18 protein-coding genes and 1 pseudogene are annotated in these 19,601 nt (G+C 67.3%); 4 read left to right on the top strand and 15 right to left on the bottom strand.

Annotation, left to right across the window (positions count from 1 at the left end):
- Window positions 1-30: 30 nt before the first annotated feature.
- The 3 genes and pseudogenes from H3309_RS05710 to H3309_RS05700 all read right to left on the bottom strand — a co-directional run bounded on the left by H3309_RS05710 (window position 31) and on the right by H3309_RS05700 (window position 5,150).
- Window positions 31-1,068, bottom strand: coding sequence for a glycosyltransferase family 4 protein (locus H3309_RS05710; RefSeq protein ID WP_182297787.1), 1,038 nt, complete (start codon window positions 1,066-1,068; stop codon window positions 31-33).
- A gap of 668 nt (window positions 1,069-1,736) precedes the next feature.
- A pseudogene (locus H3309_RS05705) lies at window positions 1,737-3,722 on the bottom strand (SLBB domain-containing protein); the annotation flags it as partial.
- Window positions 3,723-4,265: 543 nt separating this feature from the next.
- Complete coding sequence (locus H3309_RS05700) at window positions 4,266-5,150, bottom strand: branched-chain amino acid aminotransferase (protein ID WP_243453856.1); 885 nt, start codon at window positions 5,148-5,150, stop codon at window positions 4,266-4,268.
- Between the two features lie 64 nt (window positions 5,151-5,214).
- Here H3309_RS05700 and H3309_RS05695 point away from each other — a divergent pair, with 64 nt between their 5' ends.
- A complete protein-coding gene (locus H3309_RS05695; RefSeq protein WP_182297784.1) occupies window positions 5,215-5,721 on the top strand; it encodes a MarR family winged helix-turn-helix transcriptional regulator in 507 nt (168 codons plus the stop codon).
- On the opposite strand, the gene H3309_RS05690 is transcribed toward H3309_RS05695, so the two are convergent.
- The 8 genes from H3309_RS05690 to dapA all read right to left on the bottom strand — a co-directional run bounded on the left by H3309_RS05690 (window position 5,666) and on the right by dapA (window position 11,946).
- The gene (locus H3309_RS05690) at window positions 5,666-6,268 is read right to left on the bottom strand and encodes a hypothetical protein (RefSeq protein ID WP_182297783.1); all 603 of its coding nucleotides are present in this window, start codon (window positions 6,266-6,268) and stop codon (window positions 5,666-5,668) included. The genes H3309_RS05695 and H3309_RS05690 overlap by 56 nt on opposite strands.
- On the bottom strand, window positions 6,265-7,104 hold the full coding sequence (gene proC, locus H3309_RS05685; protein ID WP_182297782.1) for a pyrroline-5-carboxylate reductase: 840 nt from the start codon (window positions 7,102-7,104) through the stop codon (window positions 6,265-6,267). Before proC ends, H3309_RS05690 begins: the two co-directional genes overlap by 4 nt.
- 277 nt (window positions 7,105-7,381) lie before the next feature.
- Window positions 7,382-7,882 carry a CarD family transcriptional regulator gene (locus H3309_RS05680; protein ID WP_182297781.1) on the bottom strand — a complete coding sequence of 167 codons (501 nt, stop codon included), beginning with the start codon at window positions 7,880-7,882 and terminating at the stop codon, window positions 7,382-7,384.
- A 273-nt stretch (window positions 7,883-8,155) separates the two neighbouring features.
- Entirely contained in the window at window positions 8,156-9,214 is a 1,059-nt protein-coding gene (gene recA, locus H3309_RS05675; protein ID WP_182297780.1) for a recombinase RecA, read from the bottom strand.
- A 111-nt stretch (window positions 9,215-9,325) separates the two neighbouring features.
- Window positions 9,326-9,961 (bottom strand): sulfite oxidase-like oxidoreductase, encoded by a 636-nt coding sequence (locus H3309_RS05670; RefSeq protein WP_207791561.1) that lies wholly within the window; start codon window positions 9,959-9,961, stop codon window positions 9,326-9,328.
- Window positions 9,958-10,518 carry a DUF2062 domain-containing protein gene (locus H3309_RS05665; protein ID WP_182297778.1) on the bottom strand — a complete coding sequence of 187 codons (561 nt, stop codon included), beginning with the start codon at window positions 10,516-10,518 and terminating at the stop codon, window positions 9,958-9,960. The genes H3309_RS05670 and H3309_RS05665 overlap by 4 nt, the downstream gene beginning before the upstream one ends.
- Window positions 10,519-10,570: 52 nt before the next feature.
- Window positions 10,571-11,047 (bottom strand): SsrA-binding protein SmpB, encoded by a 477-nt coding sequence (gene smpB, locus H3309_RS05660; RefSeq protein ID WP_182297777.1) that lies wholly within the window; start codon window positions 11,045-11,047, stop codon window positions 10,571-10,573.
- Window positions 11,044-11,946, bottom strand: a complete 903-nt coding sequence (dapA, locus tag H3309_RS05655) for a 4-hydroxy-tetrahydrodipicolinate synthase (RefSeq protein WP_243453855.1) — start codon at window positions 11,944-11,946, stop codon at window positions 11,044-11,046. Before dapA ends, smpB begins: the two co-directional genes overlap by 4 nt.
- Window positions 11,947-11,990: 44 nt before the next feature.
- On the opposite strand from dapA, the gene H3309_RS17650 reads away from it, so the two are divergent.
- The 3 genes from H3309_RS17650 to H3309_RS05640 all read left to right on the top strand — a co-directional run bounded on the left by H3309_RS17650 (window position 11,991) and on the right by H3309_RS05640 (window position 15,626).
- Entirely contained in the window at window positions 11,991-14,093 is a 2,103-nt protein-coding gene (locus H3309_RS17650) for a lytic transglycosylase domain-containing protein (protein WP_182297776.1), read from the top strand.
- Window positions 14,094-14,220: 127 nt separating this feature from the next.
- The gene (locus H3309_RS05645) at window positions 14,221-14,691 is read left to right on the top strand and encodes a GreA/GreB family elongation factor (RefSeq protein WP_182297775.1); all 471 of its coding nucleotides are present in this window, start codon (window positions 14,221-14,223) and stop codon (window positions 14,689-14,691) included.
- A gap of 77 nt (window positions 14,692-14,768) precedes the next feature.
- Complete coding sequence (locus tag H3309_RS05640; RefSeq protein ID WP_182297774.1) at window positions 14,769-15,626, top strand: hypothetical protein; 858 nt, start codon at window positions 14,769-14,771, stop codon at window positions 15,624-15,626.
- Here H3309_RS05640 and H3309_RS05635 read toward each other — a convergent pair.
- The 4 genes from H3309_RS05635 to H3309_RS05620 are packed head-to-tail and all read right to left on the bottom strand — an operon-like array spanning window position 15,605 to window position 19,577.
- Window positions 15,605-16,540, bottom strand: coding sequence for a hypothetical protein (locus H3309_RS05635; protein ID WP_182297773.1), 936 nt, complete (start codon window positions 16,538-16,540; stop codon window positions 15,605-15,607). The two genes, H3309_RS05640 and H3309_RS05635, sit on opposite strands and share 22 nt — an antisense overlap.
- Window positions 16,527-17,978, bottom strand: coding sequence for an MBOAT family O-acyltransferase (locus H3309_RS05630; protein WP_182297772.1), 1,452 nt, complete (start codon window positions 17,976-17,978; stop codon window positions 16,527-16,529). The genes H3309_RS05635 and H3309_RS05630 overlap by 14 nt, the downstream gene beginning before the upstream one ends.
- The gene (locus tag H3309_RS05625; protein WP_182297771.1) at window positions 17,975-18,700 is read right to left on the bottom strand and encodes an iron-containing redox enzyme family protein; all 726 of its coding nucleotides are present in this window, start codon (window positions 18,698-18,700) and stop codon (window positions 17,975-17,977) included. The genes H3309_RS05630 and H3309_RS05625 overlap by 4 nt, the downstream gene beginning before the upstream one ends.
- Window positions 18,684-19,577 (bottom strand): radical SAM protein, encoded by an 894-nt coding sequence (locus tag H3309_RS05620; protein WP_182297770.1) that lies wholly within the window; start codon window positions 19,575-19,577, stop codon window positions 18,684-18,686. The genes H3309_RS05625 and H3309_RS05620 overlap by 17 nt, the downstream gene beginning before the upstream one ends.
- Window positions 19,578-19,601: the final 24 nt, after the last annotated feature.

Here is a 19,601-nt window from a genome sequence, read left to right as displayed (position 1 = left end):
GATAGCCCCGCACACCCGAAATGCCAAGCCCTAAATCGCCGCGGCCACCCGGCCGCGTCGCGCCGCCCACATCAGCCCGACATAGCCCAGCAGCGTCACGCCCAGCCACCAAAGCCCCGTTCCCGGCCAGATCAGCGCCGCCATGTTCGGCAATGCCACCAGGGCCAGCACCCAGGGCAACGGCCCCGGCCAACCCCAACGATCGAACAGATAATGATGCAGGTGGTCCCGCCCCGGGCTGAACGGCGACCGCCCCTGCGCCACCCGCTGCACGATCAGGCGCAGCGTATCGAACACCGGCAGGGCGAAGATCAGTGCGACATCATCGGCATTCATGTCGGCAAAGCCGTTGTTCCAGCCGAACACGGCAAGGAGCCCGAAAATCGCCGACAGGCAATAGCTGCCGCTGTCCCCCAGGAACAGGCGCCCGCGCATGTTGAACAGGAACAGCACCAGCAGCGTGCCCGCCAGCGCTGCCAGCACCGGCAACAGCTCCGCCGGCAGCCGCGCCGCCAGCACCAGGGCCCAGATCAGCGCCTGTCCGATCACCAGCCCGTTCTTGCCGTCCGCCATGTTCACCGCATTCAGGAAACCGATCAGGCACAGCAGCGTGAACCCCAACCCCCACAGCCCGGGCAATGGGATCAACTCGGCGTCACCGGCGAAGCGCAGGAAACTCACCTGAAACTCGAACACCTCCGCCGCCCCGAACAGCAGGATCGCCGTCGCCAGCGCCAGCCGCAGCAACGCCGTCAACCCGAACCGGTCATCCGCCAGCCCGATCAGAAACATCACGCCCACCGTCAGCAGGAACCACAGCATGTGCACCCGCAGCGATGCGCCGATGTCAGGCCCGGCGAACAGCATCCACCCCACCGCCAGCAGCATCGTCAGCATCAGCGCGATGCCGCCCACCAGCGGTGTCGGCTCGGCATGCAGTTTACGTCCGCCCGCCAGATCGGGAAAATCCAGCAGGGACAGCCGCATGCCCAGCGGCTTCGCCCACCAGCCCACCCCGGATGCCACCGCCGCCCCCAGCAGGCCCAGCAACAGCGCCGTCGTGGTCATGTTCACCGAGTTGCGAGGATGGCGACCGTCCCGATCGATGTCGCCAGCGAGGCGATGATCGTGGTGATGTCGCGGATCACGTCCAGCCGATAAAGCGGATCGATATTCTTCGGCACGATGATCGTCGTCCCCGGCGGCAGCGCCAGCCCGCCGCTACGCGACCATCGCCCGCTGCGCACCGGCAACGCCGTTCCATTCGGCAGCACGGCGAACACCCGATCCTTGTCGGCGGTGGACAGGGTGCCACCTGCTTCCCGCAGATAGGCGGCCGCGTCCTTGCCATTCACATATTGCAGCGCCGACGGGTTGTTCACGTCGCCCAGCGCCAGCACGAAATTGGGCCGTTTCGGCACGAACACCGCATCCCCCGGCTCCAGCACCGTATCGAGGTCAGGCCGCCGCGCCAGTACGCCCGGATCGGCTTCCACCACCACCCGTCCGGGCGCCTCGGTCGTCGCCAGCGTCTGAATCAGCGCGGCGGCCCCCGCCAGGTTGCTCTCGGCCGTCTGCTTCCGCGCCGACACCGCCAGCAGGCTGTTGTTCAATTCCCGCGCCGTGCGCCGGAAACCCTCCTGCTGCTGCTCCTTCACACTGCGCCGCGTGAACACCGTGCCATAGGCATAGGCCAGGTTGGTCAGTCCGCCGGCCCGCGCCATCAGCTGCCCCAGCGTCTCACCCTTGCGAATGGCATAGAGCCCCGGTCGCGCCACCTCGCCCGCCAACAGCACGCCCGAGCCTTCGAACATTGGCTGTGCCGCGTTGAAGCGGATGTCATCCCCTGGTCCCACCCGCGCCAGCGTCAGGGCGTCCGGTGCGGAGCCATCGCCATGCTCAGCCTGCCCGCCTACCCGCATGATATCCAGTTGCAAACCGCTGCTACCGCCCACCAGCCCGTCGGCCACCACCGCAAGGTCCCGCGCGCTGACCGCCCCGCCAACCGGATAGGCACCAGGCCTGCGCACCGCACCGCCCACGCTCACCGCATTCTCGATCAGCACCGGCAGCAGGTCGGGCTCCTGCTCGAAAATCTCCGGGCAGCTCCCCTTCTGCTCGGCTTCGCTCAGGGTCCGTTCCGCCAAAGCCTCGGTCGTGCGCCGGTTTCCGCCGGTCGCCAGCACACCGCCCACACCACCGATATCGGACTGCCCCGCCCGCTCCACCACGAACCCGCCGCGTGTCACCACATTGAAGCGGCTCGATTGCGTATCCCTCACCAGTCCCGCCAGGCGCGACAACGACACGCAGTCCGGCAACGGATTCTGCTGCCCCAGCGCCACCCGTCGCACCGCCGCGCCGTTCAGGAAGGCGATATCGGCCTTGCTGAACACGAACAGCTCATCATCGCTGCGCAACCGCATGGAGGGCCGCATCCGCAGCGCCGCCGCCAAATTCACCGTTTCGAACTGCCGCGCACCCGTCGCCGGGTCACGCCGCAACAGGATCGCCGCCAGCTGATAGGTATCGCTGCGCAAATCCGCCGGTGAGCCTACCAGGTCGGACAGCGTTGGCGTCGATCCCAACGCCCGCGCACCCGGGTTGTCGACATTGCCGAACAGCGCCACGCGCCCCACCTGCCCGCCGCTGCTGCCCGCCACCAGCGACACGATATCGCCGCCCAGCACACCCGCCTTCATCGCATTCGCGCGGGTGAAACTCTCGCTGCCGTCGGGCGCGATCCGGCTGATCACCACTTCGCCGCCGCGCTGCCGCAACGATCCGCCGGCAAAGCCCAGCACCGCCGCCACCGAGGCTGGTCCGCGCAATTCATAAATTCCCGGCCGCGCCACCGACCCCGTCACCGCCACCGTCGGGCCAATCACCGGCACGATCACCCGGTCGCCATCGCGCAGCCGTACCGCAGACGGGGCGCCGATCCCCAGATAACCATAAAGGTCGACGCTGAGCGTGGCCCCGCCGCGCACGACCCGGACGTTCCGCAACGTGCCCGTCCGCCGCACGCCGCCGGCGTTGGCGATCGCCGTCATCACATCCGCCAGGCTGGTCAGACTGTATTGGCCCGGCCGTTCCACCTCACCGCCCACGAACACGCTGACGGCACGCACGGTGCCCACCGACAGATAGATTTCGGTCGCCAGCAGCGTACGTCTAGTCTCCGCCGCCAACGCCGCGCGCACGCTCCCCACTGTGCGCCCTGCCGCCTGTACCGGCCGCAGGCTTCCCACGATCAACATGCCATCGCGAGAGACACGCGCCGCCTTGGTCTCGTTGGTCGCGCCTTGGAAATTCACCACCAGCTCGTCGCCGATGCCCAGCACATAGTCGTCACCAACCGAGCCCGTCAGCGTTCCCGTCGGTGGTGCGCCCTGTTGGAAGAGCTCATAACCAAATTGCCGTAAATTGCTGCTGCGCAGCCGCTGCCGGTAATCCTTCTCGACCGCGGAGGGTTGATATAAGGTCTCCAGCGTCTTTCTCGCCTCGGCGCGACGCAGCAGTTGCTCTTCGACCGTATCAACCCGGCCGGTAGAGGTGATTACACCCCCCGGCGTTTGCGGCGGTGTGACCTGTGATTGTACCCCACGGGAACTGTCGAGCAGGTCGGACGGATTGATTCGCCCTCCCAGCCGCCCTTGCAAACCTTCCAGAACAGACGGGTCGATCGATTGCGCCGGCAGGGCAGTGCCAACCACCGTCATCGCAAGCAACGCCAATGAAAGACCCTGTTTCCGCACCCGCGTCACCATCAACAAAGGCCATGCTCCTGTGCCGCCGGATTTCATCTCCCGGCGCGTCTAAGGTCACTGCGGAAAAAGGGAAAGCATGTTTTGCACGTCAGCACCGGCGCAGCAGACGCTGGCGACCGTTCAGTAGGTCACCAATGCCTCAACTGCTGCACCGGCGGTACGGTCAGCAACTTGCTGTGCACCGTTTCCGGTCGGATGTGGCAAATCCCTCGCAGACAGACCTAGGCTGGTTGCCGACGGCATCACAAGCAACAACAAGACGGCAAGTCCGAAAAACCCGCCGTCGCGCAACAATTTCGCAACAAAGTGACTGCCCCGAGCCGACATCATAAACCTATCCATCAAAATCAACGCACCAGCACATACATACGCTGGTGCCCACACATGGTTCCCTAATTTACCGCCGTTACGCCGCCGTTACAAGCTTCGCAGTTGCAGCATGAACGGCACTTCGTCCCGCCCCTGCACCCGTCCACCGAGCCAGCGTTAACTTTGTTACCTGTTCAGCACATGCCCACGCACCGTCGCGGCATAGTCGCTCATCAGCTGCTGCGTCAGCGCCCCGACCTCGAACCGCCACGGCCCGACGCTGCCCACCGGCACCACCTCCGCTGCACTGCCTGTCAGAAAGCATTGCTCGAACTGTTCCAGCTCTTCCGGCCAGATCGCCCGCTCGATGACCTCGACGCCCCGCGCGCGCGCCAGCCCCATCACCGTCCGCCGCGTGATACCATCCAGGAAACAGTCCGGCACCGGCGTATGCAATGCGCCGTCCTTCACGAAAAACACATTGGCGCCGGTCGCTTCCGCCACCTGCCCGCGCCAATCGAGCATCAGCGCGTCGTCATAGCCATGGTCCGATGCATGATGCTTTGACATCGTGCAGATCATGTACAGCCCCGCTGCCTTCGATGCCGTCGGCGCGGTGAAAGGCGCTGGCCGCCGCCAAGGCGCGATTTCCAGCTTCAGCCCCTTCGCCAGCGCCTCGGCACCGAAATAGGCGCCCCATTCCCAGGCTGCGATCGCCAGATGGATTTTCGATTTTGGCGCCGCCACCCCCATCTGCTCACTGCCGCGCCACGCCAGCGGGCGCATATAGGCATCGCGCAACCCGCTCGCTGCCAGCGTCTCCCGGCAGGCCGCATCGATCTGTTCCCGACTCCAGGGGATCTCGAACCCCAGGATGCGCGCGCTGTTGATCAACCGTTCGCTGTGCTGCGACAGCGCAAAAATCTCGCCGCCATAGGCACGCTGTCCCTCGAACACGGCACTTGCATAATGCATCGCATGCGTCAGCACATGGACATTGGTCTCACGCCAGGGCCGCAACGCGCCGTCAAACCAGATCATCCCGTCGCGATCATCGAAACCCTGATCCACCGTCGCGCTCCCAATCCATCTTTTGCGTTGCGCGCTGCTAGCAGTCCGTGCGAAATAGGTCAACATGACTGACGTGTTACAGCCTCCGCGCCGCGCCTCTCCACTCTTCCTGCGCGAGGCCGAGGTGCGCCGCGGCATCGAACTTCTCTACTTCGGCTACAGCCACATGATCCGCGGTGCCGATGCCCTGCTGGCCACCCGCGGGCTCGGGCGTGCCCATCACCGCGCACTCTATTTCATCGCCCGCCGCCCCGGCATGACCGTCTCCGACCTGTTGCGCCTGCTCGCCATCACCAAACAGTCGCTTTCCCGCGTGCTTCAGGACCTTACCGCCGCCAATCTCGTCGCCGTCGATGTCGGCCCCACCGACCGACGCCAGCGCCTGCTCAGCCTGACGCCCGATGGCGCCATGCTCGATGCCGAATTGTTCGATGCCCTGCGCGAACGCGTCGCCAGCGCCTATGCCGAGGCCGGCCAGGGCGCTGTCAGTGGCTTCTGGGACGTGCTGACCGGCCTCATTCCCCCGGCGGATCGTCCGCTGGTCGAATCGCTGCAATCCCTGGAAAACTGACCGCCCGCTTCGCCCAGTCTTCGACCCGCGCCAGATCGCCATCCAGCGACGCCATCACTGCCGCCATGTCGGCGCTTTCGTCACTCGCCCAGACCCGCAACGCCCGCGCGGCCACGCCGCCCAGCACCGCCAGCCGCAGCGGCAGATCGAGACCCTCTGCCACGCCCGCTGCCCGCGCCAGCCGCCGCAGCCCCCGCCCGGCGCGGCCCACGATCGACGCCGCCAGCGCCGGATCGCGCGCATGCCACAGCGCCAGCGCCGCGGCCCGGTCCGCCTGAACCGCGTCAAACCCGGCCATCATCCCGTCGAACAATCGATCCCGCGCCGATCCTGCTCCCGCCCCGGCCGCCAGCGCCGCCGCATCGGCCACCCGATCCTGCCATGCCGCCACCGCATCCAGCCGATCACACAGCAACGCCAACAGCGCGCCATGCGCCATTCCCGCCGCGTCCGCCGCTGCGATGGCATCGGCGCCACGCCAGCCCTTGTCGGCGAACGCCGCCAGCCAGCCCTTCAGCGCCAGTGCCCGGTTCACCTCTTTGCTCATGCCGCCGCCTTCGCGTCCGCCGCCGCATCCGCGGCGGCCGCCAGCGCGCGGGAGCGCTCCGCCGCCGCCCGGACGGTACCACGCAGCAACGCCGAAAGCGCGCCGTCGCCGTCCAGCACATCCAGCCCCGCCTGGGTCGTCCCCTGCGGGCTGGTCACCGCCAGCCGCAGCGCCGCCGGCGTTTCCCCCGATTGCGCCGCCAGCGCCGCCGCCCCGGTCACCGTCGCCATCGCCAGCGCCCCCGCGGTCGCCGCATCCAGCCCCGCCGCTTCCCCGGCCCCCGCCAACGCCTCGATGAAACGGAACACATAGGCCGGGCCACTGCCCGACAGCGCCGTCACCGCGTCAAAGCGGCTCTCATCCTCCAGCCACAGCGTCTGCCCGGCCGGCTTCAACAGCGCCTCGACCATGGCCATGTCCGCCGCTGGCAGCCCTGCACCATATAGCGCTGTAACCCCCGCGCCGATGCTCGCCGGTGTGTTGGGCATGATGCGCGCGATCCGTGCCCGGTCGAAAAGATTGGCGAGCGTCCCGGTGCGAACGCCCGCCAGCATCGAAATCAGCAAGGCGCCGGCAATTCGCGCCGACAGCGAAGCCGCCACCACCGGCAGCATCTGTGGCTTCACCCCCAGCACCACCAGCCTAGGCGTGCCACTTGCCGCATCAGGCGAATCGACAAGGATCCCGGCGAAGCCCGCCGGCACCGCCTTCGGCGCCGGATCGATGACCGTCACCTGATCGTCGCGCAGGCCCGCGGCGCGCCAGCGCGACAGCAGCGCACCCCCCATCGCCCCGCAGCCCACCAGCCAGAGCGGCCCCTGAAATCCGTTCAACATGCCCCGCTATGCGGCACACGCCCGATGCCCGGCAAGCCCGCGACTCGCCGCAGTCATCCTGTCGTTAAAAATTAGCAGGCCGGCCTGCTCGAACTATCGACGCTCAAAGCAGCTCGATTGCAGCGGAGAGGGCAACAGAAGAGCGGGAACCGGGCATCTTCCGACACCCGGCTCCCTCCATCCCGTCGATAAAATCTGACAGCGCCACGCGATCGACCTGACGCGCAGGCTCCTCCCGTGCATCAGGGTCATGACGCCCCGGGGACGGGGGGCGCCCTCAGGCCGCCTTCAGCACCTGCTCGATTTCCTTCTGCGCCGCCGGCTCGTCGATATTCTTCATCGCCGCCACCTCACGCGCCAGCCGGCTGATCGCCGCCTCGAAAATCTGCCGTTCGCTATAGCTCTGCTCCGGCTGGTCCTCCGCGCGGTGCAGGTCGCGCACCACCTCGGCGATCGACACCAGGTCGCCGCTGTTGATCTTGGCCTCATATTCCTGCGCCCGGCGGGACCACATGATCCGCTTGATCTTCGGCTTGCCCTTCAGCGTCAGCAGCGCATCCTTCAACGTCGCCTCACTGGACAGCTTGCGCATGCCCACACTCTCCGCCTTGGCGGTCGGCACCTTCAAAGTCATGCGTTCCTTCTCGAACCGCAACACATAAAGCTCCAGCTTGGCACCGGCGATGTCGCTGGTCAGGATTTCCGTGACCTTGCCCACGCCATGCTTGGGATAAACGACATTGTCACCAACAACGAAATTGAGCGGCTTGGCTGCCATCTTAGGGTCCATCCTTTCAATTCGTCCGCCATGCCATGCAGGTGCCCGCCCCAAGGAGCTTATGCTGGAAATCTGACTGGACGTGTCCCGCGCCTGATCCGTTTCTGCAACGCGGCCCCTGGCGGAACACAGGGCGGCGCGTCAGCTGTGCGACCCGACGTCACCGCCGGTGGCACTGCCATAACAGAAATATGACATGATTTCCAGCATCAATGTCCGGACTTTTGCATCCGACGCGCAACTTTCGAAAGAAAGCACCACGTCCCGCGGCACTCACTCCATCTCGTCGGCATCCGGTCCGGCCATCAGCGCGTCTGAAACCCCCGCCGAATTCGCCCGGATCGCCGCTTCCAGCTTCGCCGCCACCTCGGGATTTTCCTTCAGGAATTTCTTGGCATTTTCCCGCCCCTGCCCGATGCGGATCGAATCATAGCTGAACCAGGCGCCCGACTTCTCCACCATCCCGGCCTTCACGCCCAGGTCCAGGATTTCGCCTGTCTTGCTGATGCCCTCGCCATACATGATGTCGAACTCCACCTGCCGGAATGGCGGCGCCACCTTGTTCTTCACCACCTTCACCCGCGTCGTGTTGCCCACGATGTCGTCGCGGTCCTTGATCTGCCCCGTCCGCCGGATGTCCAGCCGCACCGAGGCATAGAATTTCAGCGCATTGCCCCCCGTCGTCGTCTCCGGATTGCCATACATCACGCCGATCTTCATCCGAACCTGGTTGATGAAAATCACCAGGCAGTGCGAGCGGCTGATGCTCCCCGTCAGCTTGCGCAGCGCCTGGCTCATCAGCCGCGCCTGCAACCCCACATGGCTGTCGCCCATCTCGCCCTCGATTTCGGCGCGCGGCACCAGCGCCGCCACCGAATCAATGACCAGCACGTCGATCGCGTTCGACCGCACCAGCGTGTCCACGATCTCCAGCGCCTGCTCGCCGGTATCCGGCTGCGAGACGATCAGATTCTCGGTATCCACCCCCAGCTTCTTGGCATAGATCGGGTCCAGCGCATGCTCGGCATCCACGAACGCCGCCGTCCCGCCCAGCTTCTGCGCCTCGGCAATCGCGTGCAGCGCCAGCGTGGTCTTGCCACTCGATTCGGGGCCGTAAATCTCCACGATCCGCCCCTTGGGCAGCCCGCCGATCCCCAGCCCGATATCCAGCCCCAGGGAGCCCGTCGAAATCGCCTCGATCTCCAGCGCCTCGCGCTGCCCCAGCTTCATCGCCGAGCCCTTGCCGAACGCGCGGTCGATCTGCGCCAGGGCCGCTTCCAGTGCCTTCTGCTTGTCCATTTTCGTGTCCACCAGTTTCAGCGCTGCCGCCATGACCCGCTCCCTCGTTACGGCCTCGCCCCACCCGGCGCAAGGCATGTCAGAAGCTCCGACGTATCGCTTTTGTTCTACCCTTGCAAGCAAAATGTTCCCATCATGTTCCGATCAGGAATAGCGCTGTTCCAACCACGGATCGCCCACATTATGGTATCCCCGAACCTCCCAGAACCCCGGCGCATCCTCCGCCACGAACTCGATCCGTTTCAACCACTTCGCGCTCTTCCAGAAATAATAGCGCGGAATGATCGCCCGCACCGGGCCGCCATGCTCGCGGCTCAGGGGCGCCCCGTCATGGCTGTGCGCCAGCAGGCAATCCGCTTCCGCGAACAGGTCCAGCGAGACGTTCGTGGTATAGCCGTCAAACCCGTGCAGGATCACATGCGCCGCCCGCGGCAACGGCTGCACCGCATTCAGGATCGTCGCCGTCGACACCCCCTGCCAGCGGTTGTCATAGCGGCTCCATTGCGTCACGCAGTGGATGTCGCTCACATCCTCCACCTGCGGCAGCGCCATGAACGCCGCCCAGTCCAGCGTCATCGGCGTCGTCACCGCCCCGTCCACCTCCAGCCGCCAGCTCGCCGTCGGCACGTCGGGCTGCACCCCCAGGTCCAGCACCGGCCAGTTGGTCACCAGCCGCTGCCCGGGCGGCAGCCGCGCCTCATACCCCTCATCGGCCTTCCCCGTCAGCAACCGCCCCGCCTTCGCCCAGGCCTGCTTCACGCCGATCAGCTTCTCGCTCATGCCATCTTCCTCCGCGCCGCCCGCCGCCGCGCCCATTTCCGCCCGATCCGCACCCGCCAGGCCAGATGCACCGCCACATAACTCACCGATGCCAACACCGTTGCCATGATCAGCAGCCCGATGGCGATCGGCAGGCTCGCCTGCGCCACCCATTCCAGCGCCCGCTCCATCCAGCTCCCCGATTGCGGCAGCAGCGGCACCGGCATCCGGTTCTCCACCGCCAATGCCAGATTTCCCACCCAATAGGCGCCCGCCAGGATCGCCGGCGTGGTGAAGGGGTTCGACAGGAAAGCACACAGCGCCGCCACCGGCACATTCGCCCGCACGAACACCGCCAGCAGCGCCGCCAGCAGGATCTGGATCGGCAAGGGTACGGCGATGGTGATGAACATCCCCAGCGCCGCCCCGCGCGCCACGCTGCGCCGGTTCCACTGCCAGATGCGCGGGTCGGACAGATGCTTCGCAAACGGCCGCATCCAGCGGTTCGCCAGCAACACCTCCCGGCTCGGCACCTTCATTTTCCAGCGCCGTTCGGCGTCCACGGGCTCGCTCATCATCCTTGCCTATACGGCTGCGCGTGGCAGAAATGTGAACGATTCACGCCTCATTTCACCCACGGTCGCGCAAAATGCGCGCCGCCTCCCGCTTCCAGTCCTTTTCCTTCTCGCTCGCCCGCTTGTCGTGCAGCTTCTTGCCCTTCGCCAGCGCCAGTTCCACCTTCGCCTTGCCACGCTCGTTGAAATAGATGCTCAGCGGCACCAGCGTCATGCCCTGTCGCGCCACACCGCCATGCAGCTTCTCGATCTCGCGATGCTTCAGCAACAGCTTCCGCGGCCGCTTCGGCTCATGATTGAACCGGTTGCCATGGCTGAACTCGGGGACATTGCTGTTCACCAGCCACACCTCGCCGTCGCGCACCTCGGCATAGCTTTCGGCGATGCTCCCCTCGCCAAAGCGCAGCGATTTCACCTCGGTCCCCGTCAGCTGGATGCCGGCGTCGAACACCTCGTCGATCGAATATTCATAGCGCGCCCGGCGATTCTCGGCGACCGTCTTCAGCTTCGTCCCCGCCGGCTTGGGCCTCATGCCCCACCCCCCCCTGTCAGCCCGGCATGCATCATTGCCGCCTCCACCGCCGCGCGGGATGCCGCACTCGCCGCCACCAGCGGCAGGCGGACGTCCGCCGCCATCCGCCCCAGCCGGGCCAGCGCATGCTTCACCGGTGCCGGGCTGGCATCGCTGAACAGGGCCGAATGCAGCGGCCACAGCCGGTCATTCACCGCCAGCGCGTGGACATAATCGCCCCGCGCCGCCGCCGCCGCCAGGTCCGCGCACAGCCGCGGCGCCACATTCGCCGTCACGCTGATCGCGCCCACCCCGCCCTGCGCCAGGATGCCCAGCGTCATGTCATCATTCCCCGACAATATCTGGAAATCATGGCCGCAATGATGGCGGATGGCGCTGATCCGCCCCAGGTCGCCCGTCGATTCCTTTACGCCGATGATCGCCGGATGCCTGGCGAGCGCCGCCATCGTCGCCGTCGCCATGTCCACCACGCTGCGCCCGGGGATGTTGTAGAGGATGACCGGCAGACCCCCGCGCTCCGCCAGAAGCTCGAAATGCGCCGCCAGCCCGGCCTGGCTGGGCTTGTTGTAGTAGGGGCACACCACCAGCGCCGCCGACGCGCCCGCCTCCTTCGCCGCCAGCATGTGATCCAGCGCCGCCTGCGTGTCGTTCGATCCGCACCCCGCGATCACCGGCACGCGGCCGGCGGCGGCCGCCACCGTCAACCGCACGACATGGTCATGCTCGGCGATGCTCAGCGTCGCCGCCTCGCCCGTGGTGCCGCACGGCACCAGCGCGCTCGAACCTTCGCCGATCTGCCAGTCGATCAGCGCCGCCAGCGCCGCCTCGTCCACCGCTCCACCCCGGAACGGCGTCACCAGGGCCGGGATCGAACCTGAAAAACGCGGGGCTTCCATCATCTTGTTCCTAGCAGCTTCATCTTCACCCGCCTAAACCCTCCCCCATGCCCACGCAACCAATCCGCCCGATTCCGCCGCTGCGCCTGCTGCTCGCCGCCCTCACCCTCGCCGCCGCCTCCCCCGCCCCGGCGCAAGACCCGTCTTCCTGGCTCATGCGGGCGTTCGTGAACGCCGAACGCGGCGTCCCCCCCGATGTGCCGGCGCCCGACGCGCTCAGCGGCAAACTCGCCACTTGGGATCGCCTGCGCGCGCCTGCACCGCGCGGCGGCCCGGACATCGTCGTAGTAACAGGTCGCAGTGGCGCCGTCACCGCACCCGCCATGGTGTTGGTGGGCAACCGGATGCTGCCGCTGATCGAACTCGCTACCTTCGCCGCCGCCAACCCCGCCTGGCCCGCCACCGCCACCATGCGTGCTCGTGCCGAGCGCGCCGCCGCCGACCCGCAGACCCCTGATGATGACGCGCGCGCCGTATTCACCATCCTGCCCCCCCAGACCGCCGCCGGCCGCGCCCGCCTCGCGCTCCTCACCGGTGACCTTGAAACCGCCCGCGCCGCCTGGCGCGCCGGCAGTTTCGACCCGCAGGTCGAATCCGCCCTCCTTACCCGCTTCGGCGGCATCCTCACCCGCGACGATCACATCATCCGCGCCGACCGCCTGCTCTGGCTCGGCGCCACCAGCGCTGCCGCCCGACTGCTGCCCCTGCTGCCAGACGAAGCCCGCGCCCTCACCCAGGCGCGCATCGCGTTGCGCAACAACGCCCCGGATGCAGAGGCGCGCGCCGCCAGCGTGCCCGCGGCCCAACTCACCGATCCCGGCCTGCTCTACGACCGCGCCGTTTGGCTGGTCCGCCAGGGCCAGACTGCCAGCGCCCGCGCCCTCCTCGCCAACAGCCGCGTGCGCGCCGGCAGCGTCACCGTCCCCGAACTCTGGCTGAAACAGCGCCTCGACCTTGCCCGTCCCGCCATGCGAGAGGGGGACGCGCGCACGGCCTGGCGGCTGCTCGCCAACCACAACAGCTTCGCACTCGGCCGGCCGCTCGCCGAACGCAGCCTTGCCGAGCGCCAGGCCTTCACCGATGTCGAATGGCTCGCCGGCTGGCTCGCGCTGCGCCGCCTCAACCAGCCGCAGGACGCCATCCGCCATTTCAGCAGCTTCCGCGCCGCCGTCCTCACACCGGTCAGCCAGGCACGCGGCGACTATTGGCTGGGCCGCGCCGCCCACGCCTTTGGCGACCCCGCCATGGCCCGCGCCGCCTTCGACCGCGCCGCCAGCCACCCCGATTTCTTCTATGGCCAGCTGGCATCGGAATTTCTCGGCCGCGCCCCCGCCTTGCCGCAGGCCGCGCCGCCGCCGGTCAGCCCCGCCGACCGCAGCGCCTTCAACGCCGACGAGCTCGTCCGCGCCACCCGCCTGCTGACCTTCGACCGCGAACGCCAGTCCCTGTTTCTCCGCGCGCTCGCCGACAGTATCGAAACCCCCGCCCAGGCCCGCCTCGCCACCGAACTCGCGGGCAGCCTCAGCCGCCCCGACCTCGCCGTCCGCGTCGCCCGCGCCTCGCGCGCAAGCTTCGGTTTGCCCGCCTCTGGCGGGACCGGCGTCTTCGGCCTCACCGACCCTGGCTTCCCCCGGCTGGACAATGCCGCGCTGCCCAGCGACCTCTGGCTGATCAGCCACGCCATCGCCCGCCAGGAAAGCTTCTTCGACCGCACCGCCATATCCTCGGTGGGCGCCCGCGGCCTGATGCAGCTCATGCCCGGCACCGCCGCCGATGTCGCCCGCAAGCTCGGCCTGCCCTATGATCCCGACCGCCTGTTCAGCGACCCCGGCTACAACCTCACGCTCGGCAGCAGCTATTATGGCCAGCGCCTCGGCAATTTCGATGGCAGCCATTTGCTTGCCATCGCCGCCTACAACGCCGGCGCCGGCAATGTCCGGCGCTGGCTCGCCACGCTCGGCGACCCCCGCGGCCGCCCCCTGCCCGAGGTCATCGACTGGGTGGAGATGATCCCCTTCAGCGAGACCCGCAACTATGTCCAGCGCGTCATCGAAAACGCCGCCGTCTATTCCATGCTCGAACCCCGCCGCCCCGGCGCCACCCCCCGCGCCAGCCAATGGCTCGCCGCCCCCACCCGCGGCGGCGAATGAGCCGAGCAGGCGCCGCCACAAGCTCTTCCCCGCCACGGGGGAGCGACTCGCGCTTGCGCGAGCGGAGGGGGCCGGCAGGCAGGCGCACCACCCGCCACGCCGCGGTCATAGCGCGGCCCCCGCCCCCATGACCGACCCCATCACCCCCGCCGGCATGGCCGCACTCCGCGCCCGCTATACCCACCTCTTCACCACCGAACGCCCCGCCATCGTCGAAACCGTCAGCTGGGCCGCCGGCAACGGCGACCGCTCCGAAAACGGCGATTACATCTATGGCCGCAAACGACTGCGCGAAATCGACCGCGAACTCGCCCACCTGTCCAAACGCCTCGCCGCCGTCACCGTCATCGACCCCGCGGGGCAGCCCGACCGGACCCGCATCTTCTTCGGTGCCACCGTCACGCTGGCCGACGAGGATGACCAGCACCAGACCCTGACCCTCGTCGGCGCGGACGAAAGCGACGCCCACGCCGGCCGCATCGCCTGGAACACCCCGATCGCCCGCGCCCTCCGCGGCGCTACCGTCGGCGACACCCGTACCGTCACGCTCCCCTCCGGCACCCGCAGCCTGGAAATTCTCGCCATCCGCTACGATTGACGCGCCCCGCCACACTGTTAACTTTCTCACGCACGTGCATCCGAGTCCCGGGCACCGCGCGTTCAGGGGAGCCAGCCATGCCGACAGCCGACACCCTCATTCAGCGCGACGGCGGCGGCCACCAACAGCCCGCCGCAGGCCAGGTCTGGGTCATCCAGGCGCGCAGCGGCACCACGTTCAATGTCGGCTTCGACAAGGAATTCGTGAAGAAGCATCTTTTCGTCGATCCCGATCCGATCGCCTCGGCGCATGCGCTCGGCGTCAAGGCCGCCAAGATCGCCGGCAACATCAACCTTTACGGCAATCTCGCCGGTCCGGCGCAACAGGCACTGCCGCCGGTGCTCGACGCCAGCGTCCTGCGCTTCCTCAAGCTGAAAAAACTGGTGCTGTCGCGTGTGTCCCAGGGCAGCTGCGCCACCTGCAACCAGAAGGAAAGCGTGCACCAGACCTGCACCGTCTGCAATCACAAGCACAAGAAGATCTGGGAAGCCGGCCTGTGTGCCGAAGGTCCGAAGGGCGGAACGTTGTGTACCTGCACCACCTGGGCACCGGCCACCCGCAAGCACGCCGGCTGTGCCGGCTTCGTCGACGGTCATTATGACCAGCACCGAAACGCCCTCGGCCTGCCCAACCCCTTCGCCGGCCCCGGCGGCGCCTGCACGGGCGACAATACGGTCGTGCTGATGAACGAGATCGACCTCCAGGATTTCAAGGACGCGGTCGTCGGCGCCATCCAGGCCCAGGGCGTGTGGAACGATTTTCAACGCAAGGAAGGGCTGGAGCTCAACTTCGGCGTCGGCACGTCCGCCACCATCAAGAGCGTCGATTCGCTCGACGATTTCAATGGCCGCGCCAAGGGCAAGGGCATCAAGGTCGACGCCAAGCGAAACGGCGGCACCTATATCATCTACCACTACCGCGACATGATCGCCTGACCCGTCATCAGGATCGTCCGCCCCACCTCCGGGCGATAGTGTGTCAGATCGTAAAATGCCTGTGGCCGCACCTCCACCAGCGTGACACCAGGCAATCCCGCCACCTGCCGCCGCCAGCTCCGCTCAGCCGCCACCAGACCCTCGGCCTCCAGCAGCCGCCGATAGTCGGCGCTAACGGGCGAATGAAACAGCACCAGCCGCACCCCGCGTCGCTGCGCCGCGCCTGCCAGCGCTCGCAACCCGCCCAGCGCCGCCGCCTCCGCCTGCACCCGCCGCCCCGGCTCTTTCAGCGGCGCCAGCGTCGCCAGCACCTGCCGCCGAACCGCCACCCCATCGCCCCGCCGATCTACCCTTCCCACATTGAATCCCCAACCGCTCAGGCGCGGCACGTCGCAGTCGCCTATCCGCATCGACACCGCTGCCTTCAGCGCTTCAGCCGACAGGACGCCGCGCCGCAACCGCTCCCATCGCGATGTCCCATCCGCCGTCGCCAGCGCGGGTGCCGCGTCCTGCGGTGCCAGCATGCCAAAATCCAGCCCGATCCAAAGCTGCCGCATGGACGGTGTCCGTAACGCCCGCCCGGCCATGTCCAGCACCACCCGCATGTCCGCCGCCGCCATCCCCAGATTGGCCACGCGCGCGCCACGGAAAACGACCGCCGCATCGCGCTCGTCAAAGCCCTGCATCACCTTCGATGAGCCGATCAGCGCCACCTCCGGTCGCCGAAATGCCAGGATCAACGGCTTCTGGACCCGTTCCACTCCTGCCAGCCAGCCCGAGGGGCACAGGTGATGCCCCCGCCCCTCGCCAAAAACCCGGAACGGATCCACCCACACCGCATTGCCCACCAGCGCCAGCAGCCCCGCCGCGATCACGCCCAGCAACGCCGGCAGAAAGCCGTCAGAATTGGACATAAACGAACCTGCGCGCTTCATTCAACATCAGCAACGCCAGCAGCAGCAGCACCCCCATCACCATGCCCCAGCGCCGGTTGAGCACAAAACCGAACCGCCGTTCCAGCGCATGCACCGGCGGCATGCCCGGGTCCGGGCGCGGATCGATGGCGTTCCAGTATCGCCGGAAGAATTGCGCCGCATCCGGCAACCCCCAGATCACCAGGGCGCACAGCGGAAACAGGATCATCCCCCGCAGCCCGATCAAACTCCCGCCCCCATCCCCCACGCCCAGCAGCGCGCCATAGACATGCCCCGCCGTCTCCAACGTCGGCGCCCGGAACATCGCCCCCAGCAATGCATTGGTCAGGAAGGTCAGCGCGATCGCCGCCAGCCACCGCGCCCCCGCCACCGGCGGCGCCGCCCGTGCCTTCATATTCCGCAGATGCGTCAACAACAGGATACCCGCCTGCACGAACCCCCACAACACGAACGTCCACCCCAGTCCGTGCCACAGTCCAGAGAGAACACCGGTAATGGTCAGCGCCACCGCCACCGGCACCCGCCGCGTCCGCACCAACGGCATGAACACATGGGTGCGCATGAAGATCGCGAACGTGATGTGCCAGCGCCGCCACACGTCGAACCGGTCGGTCGCGAACAATGGCCGGTCGAAATTGATCGGCAGCCGCACCCCGAACATCCGCCCCAACCCGATCGCCATCTCGGCATAGGCGCTGAAATCCAGGAACAGCTGCAACTGAAACCCCAGGATCGCAAACCAGGCGTCCTGGACCGGCACCGGACCGGACGCTGCCGCCACGAACAGCCGGTCCACCGCCACCCCCAGCGGGTCCGCGAGCAGCACCTTTTTCGCCAGCGCGAACACGAAGATCGCGAGCCCGACGCCCACATCCTCGCGCCGCACGGCAGCCAGCGCTCCCGACCGCAACTGCCCTGCCACATCCTGATAGCGCAGGATCGGCCCCATCACCAACTGCGGAAAAAAACACAGGAAAAAAGCATAATCCGCCACTGGCGCCGCCTTCACCTGCCGCCGATAGACCGCCACCACGAAGCCGATCTGCTGAAAGGTGATGAAGGACAGCGCCAGCGGAATGAGGATCGCCTCACTCGTCTGAAAACCATCCGTTGGCGCATTGCCCAGCGCCGCCACCTTGAACCCCACCAACAACGCCAGATTGGCCGCGACCGCCCCCCACATCACCGCCTTGCGGCCGGCCTCCACCTGCAGCAGCCACCGCGCGGCGCCATAGTTCACCGCCATTGATGCCAGCAGCAGCGCTGCGTTGCCCCAGCCCGACCAGGCATAGAATCCGAATGATGCCGCCGTCAGCAGCGGCTGCCGCCATCGCGCGGCCTCCCCCCTCAGGCTCCAGAAACACAGGCACAACAGCGGCAGGAACAGGCCGACAAAGCCCCACGAGGCAAAATTCATGCCGCCGCGATCACATCACTCCGCGCACCCCCGTGCATGTCAAACCATATGCGCCCGCCGGCTTCCGCTTCCGCCACACAGGCCTCCTGCAAGCCCCGTGTGTCGGCATGGTCCAGCACCAGGTCCAGCGCCTCCTCCCCATGCCGGCAATCGGTCCCCACATGCGCATGGAAAAAGGCCAGGTCGCGCCGCGCCACCCCCGCCCGCTCGAACAGCGCCGCCAGCTCGCCGGAGGCCTCGCCGAACCGCAATTCCTGCCCCACCAGCAGATGCGCCACCGCCTCCACCCACCGGCCTTCGCGCAGCAACGCCCGCCCCGGCCCGGTCGCGTGCTGCTCGGCACCTGTCAGCATCGCCGCGCTGCCGCCGCACGCCTCCAGGAACCGCAGCGCCAGCGCGGGATGGCTCCGTTCATGCCGCACGACAAGCCCGGTGGAGGCACGCACGAACGCCCCCTCCTCCTCCAGCAGGTTCATCAGCAGGTGCAGCTTCGCGCGGTCGCTCGGCGCCTTCTCCACCATCTCGGCGATGGTCGCGGTGAAGATCAGCGCCGACCGATAGGTCGCCAGCGCATAGCGCAGGATCAGCCCCCTCGGTGTCCTCCCCGCCGACAGCAGGGCATGCAGCCGCGTATCCTCGAACCGCCAGCGCGCTACCGCGCCCAGCAGCCTCTTCCGCAGCACCGCGCGCGGCAACAATCCGAGGTCAATAGCGATGTTCATTGGCAACGATGCTCTCGAACATCGGCTCCACCATCCCGTCGGGCGCGATCCGCCCCCGCTCCAGGCTTCCCAGCTCCGGCCATTGCGTCAACTGCACCCGCGCGCGCCCCAGCGCGAAATCCCGGCTCGACCCATAGGCTGCCAGCAGCCGCAACTCCCCATGCTCAGGCCGCAGCGCTCCGCGTACTGCTGCCTCCAGCTCGTCCAGCGTGAATGAGGCATCGCGGATGTAATTCCCCACCTGCCCCACCGAGCGGAAATGCATGTCCCGCACCCCCTTGCCCAATAGATGATCGATGAATTCCGGCAGATGTCCCACATTCACGCCGGGCACCAGGATCGTCCCCGTGGTCACATGCATCCGCAGCGCCAGCAAATTGTCAAGCGCCGCCAGCTTCCGCTCAGCACACGCCAACTCATCGATCGCCAGGTAAAGATCGTCGCGCAAGCCCCCGTTCAGGCTCAGATAAACCGTATGCAGCCCCGCCGCCTTCAGCTTTTCCACATAGTTTCGGCGCCCCAGCTTCAGCCCGTTGCTCAGCACCACCGGGATATGCCCCAGCGCGCGAATGGTGCGGATGATGTCGGGCAGATCCTCCCGCATCGTCGGCTCCGCCCCCACCAGCCGGATGCGCGCGCGACGCGGCAGCCGCCTGACCACCTCATACAGCCAGTCCACCGGCAGGTCGGGCAGGTCGCGCACCGGAATGTAGCAATTGCGGCACGCCATGTTGCAGCGATGCGTGATGTCCGCGAACAGCGTTGTGAACGGCGATTCCTCCGGGCGGAATCGCGTCTCGGTCGGCGAATAGGCCTCGCTCAGCGTCGCCAGTGTTACGCCCCCGTCCGAGCCTTCGTTCGCACCCGCCAGCAACATCGCGCACTCCCTGCCATATGGTTA

This window comes from Sandaracinobacteroides saxicola (assembly GCF_014117445.1).
Taxonomy (GTDB): Bacteria; Pseudomonadota; Alphaproteobacteria; order Sphingomonadales; family Sphingomonadaceae; genus Sandaracinobacteroides_A; species Sandaracinobacteroides_A saxicola.
Note: the sequence above shows the minus strand (reverse complement) of the source record. Positions and strands in the feature narration are given on the sequence as shown.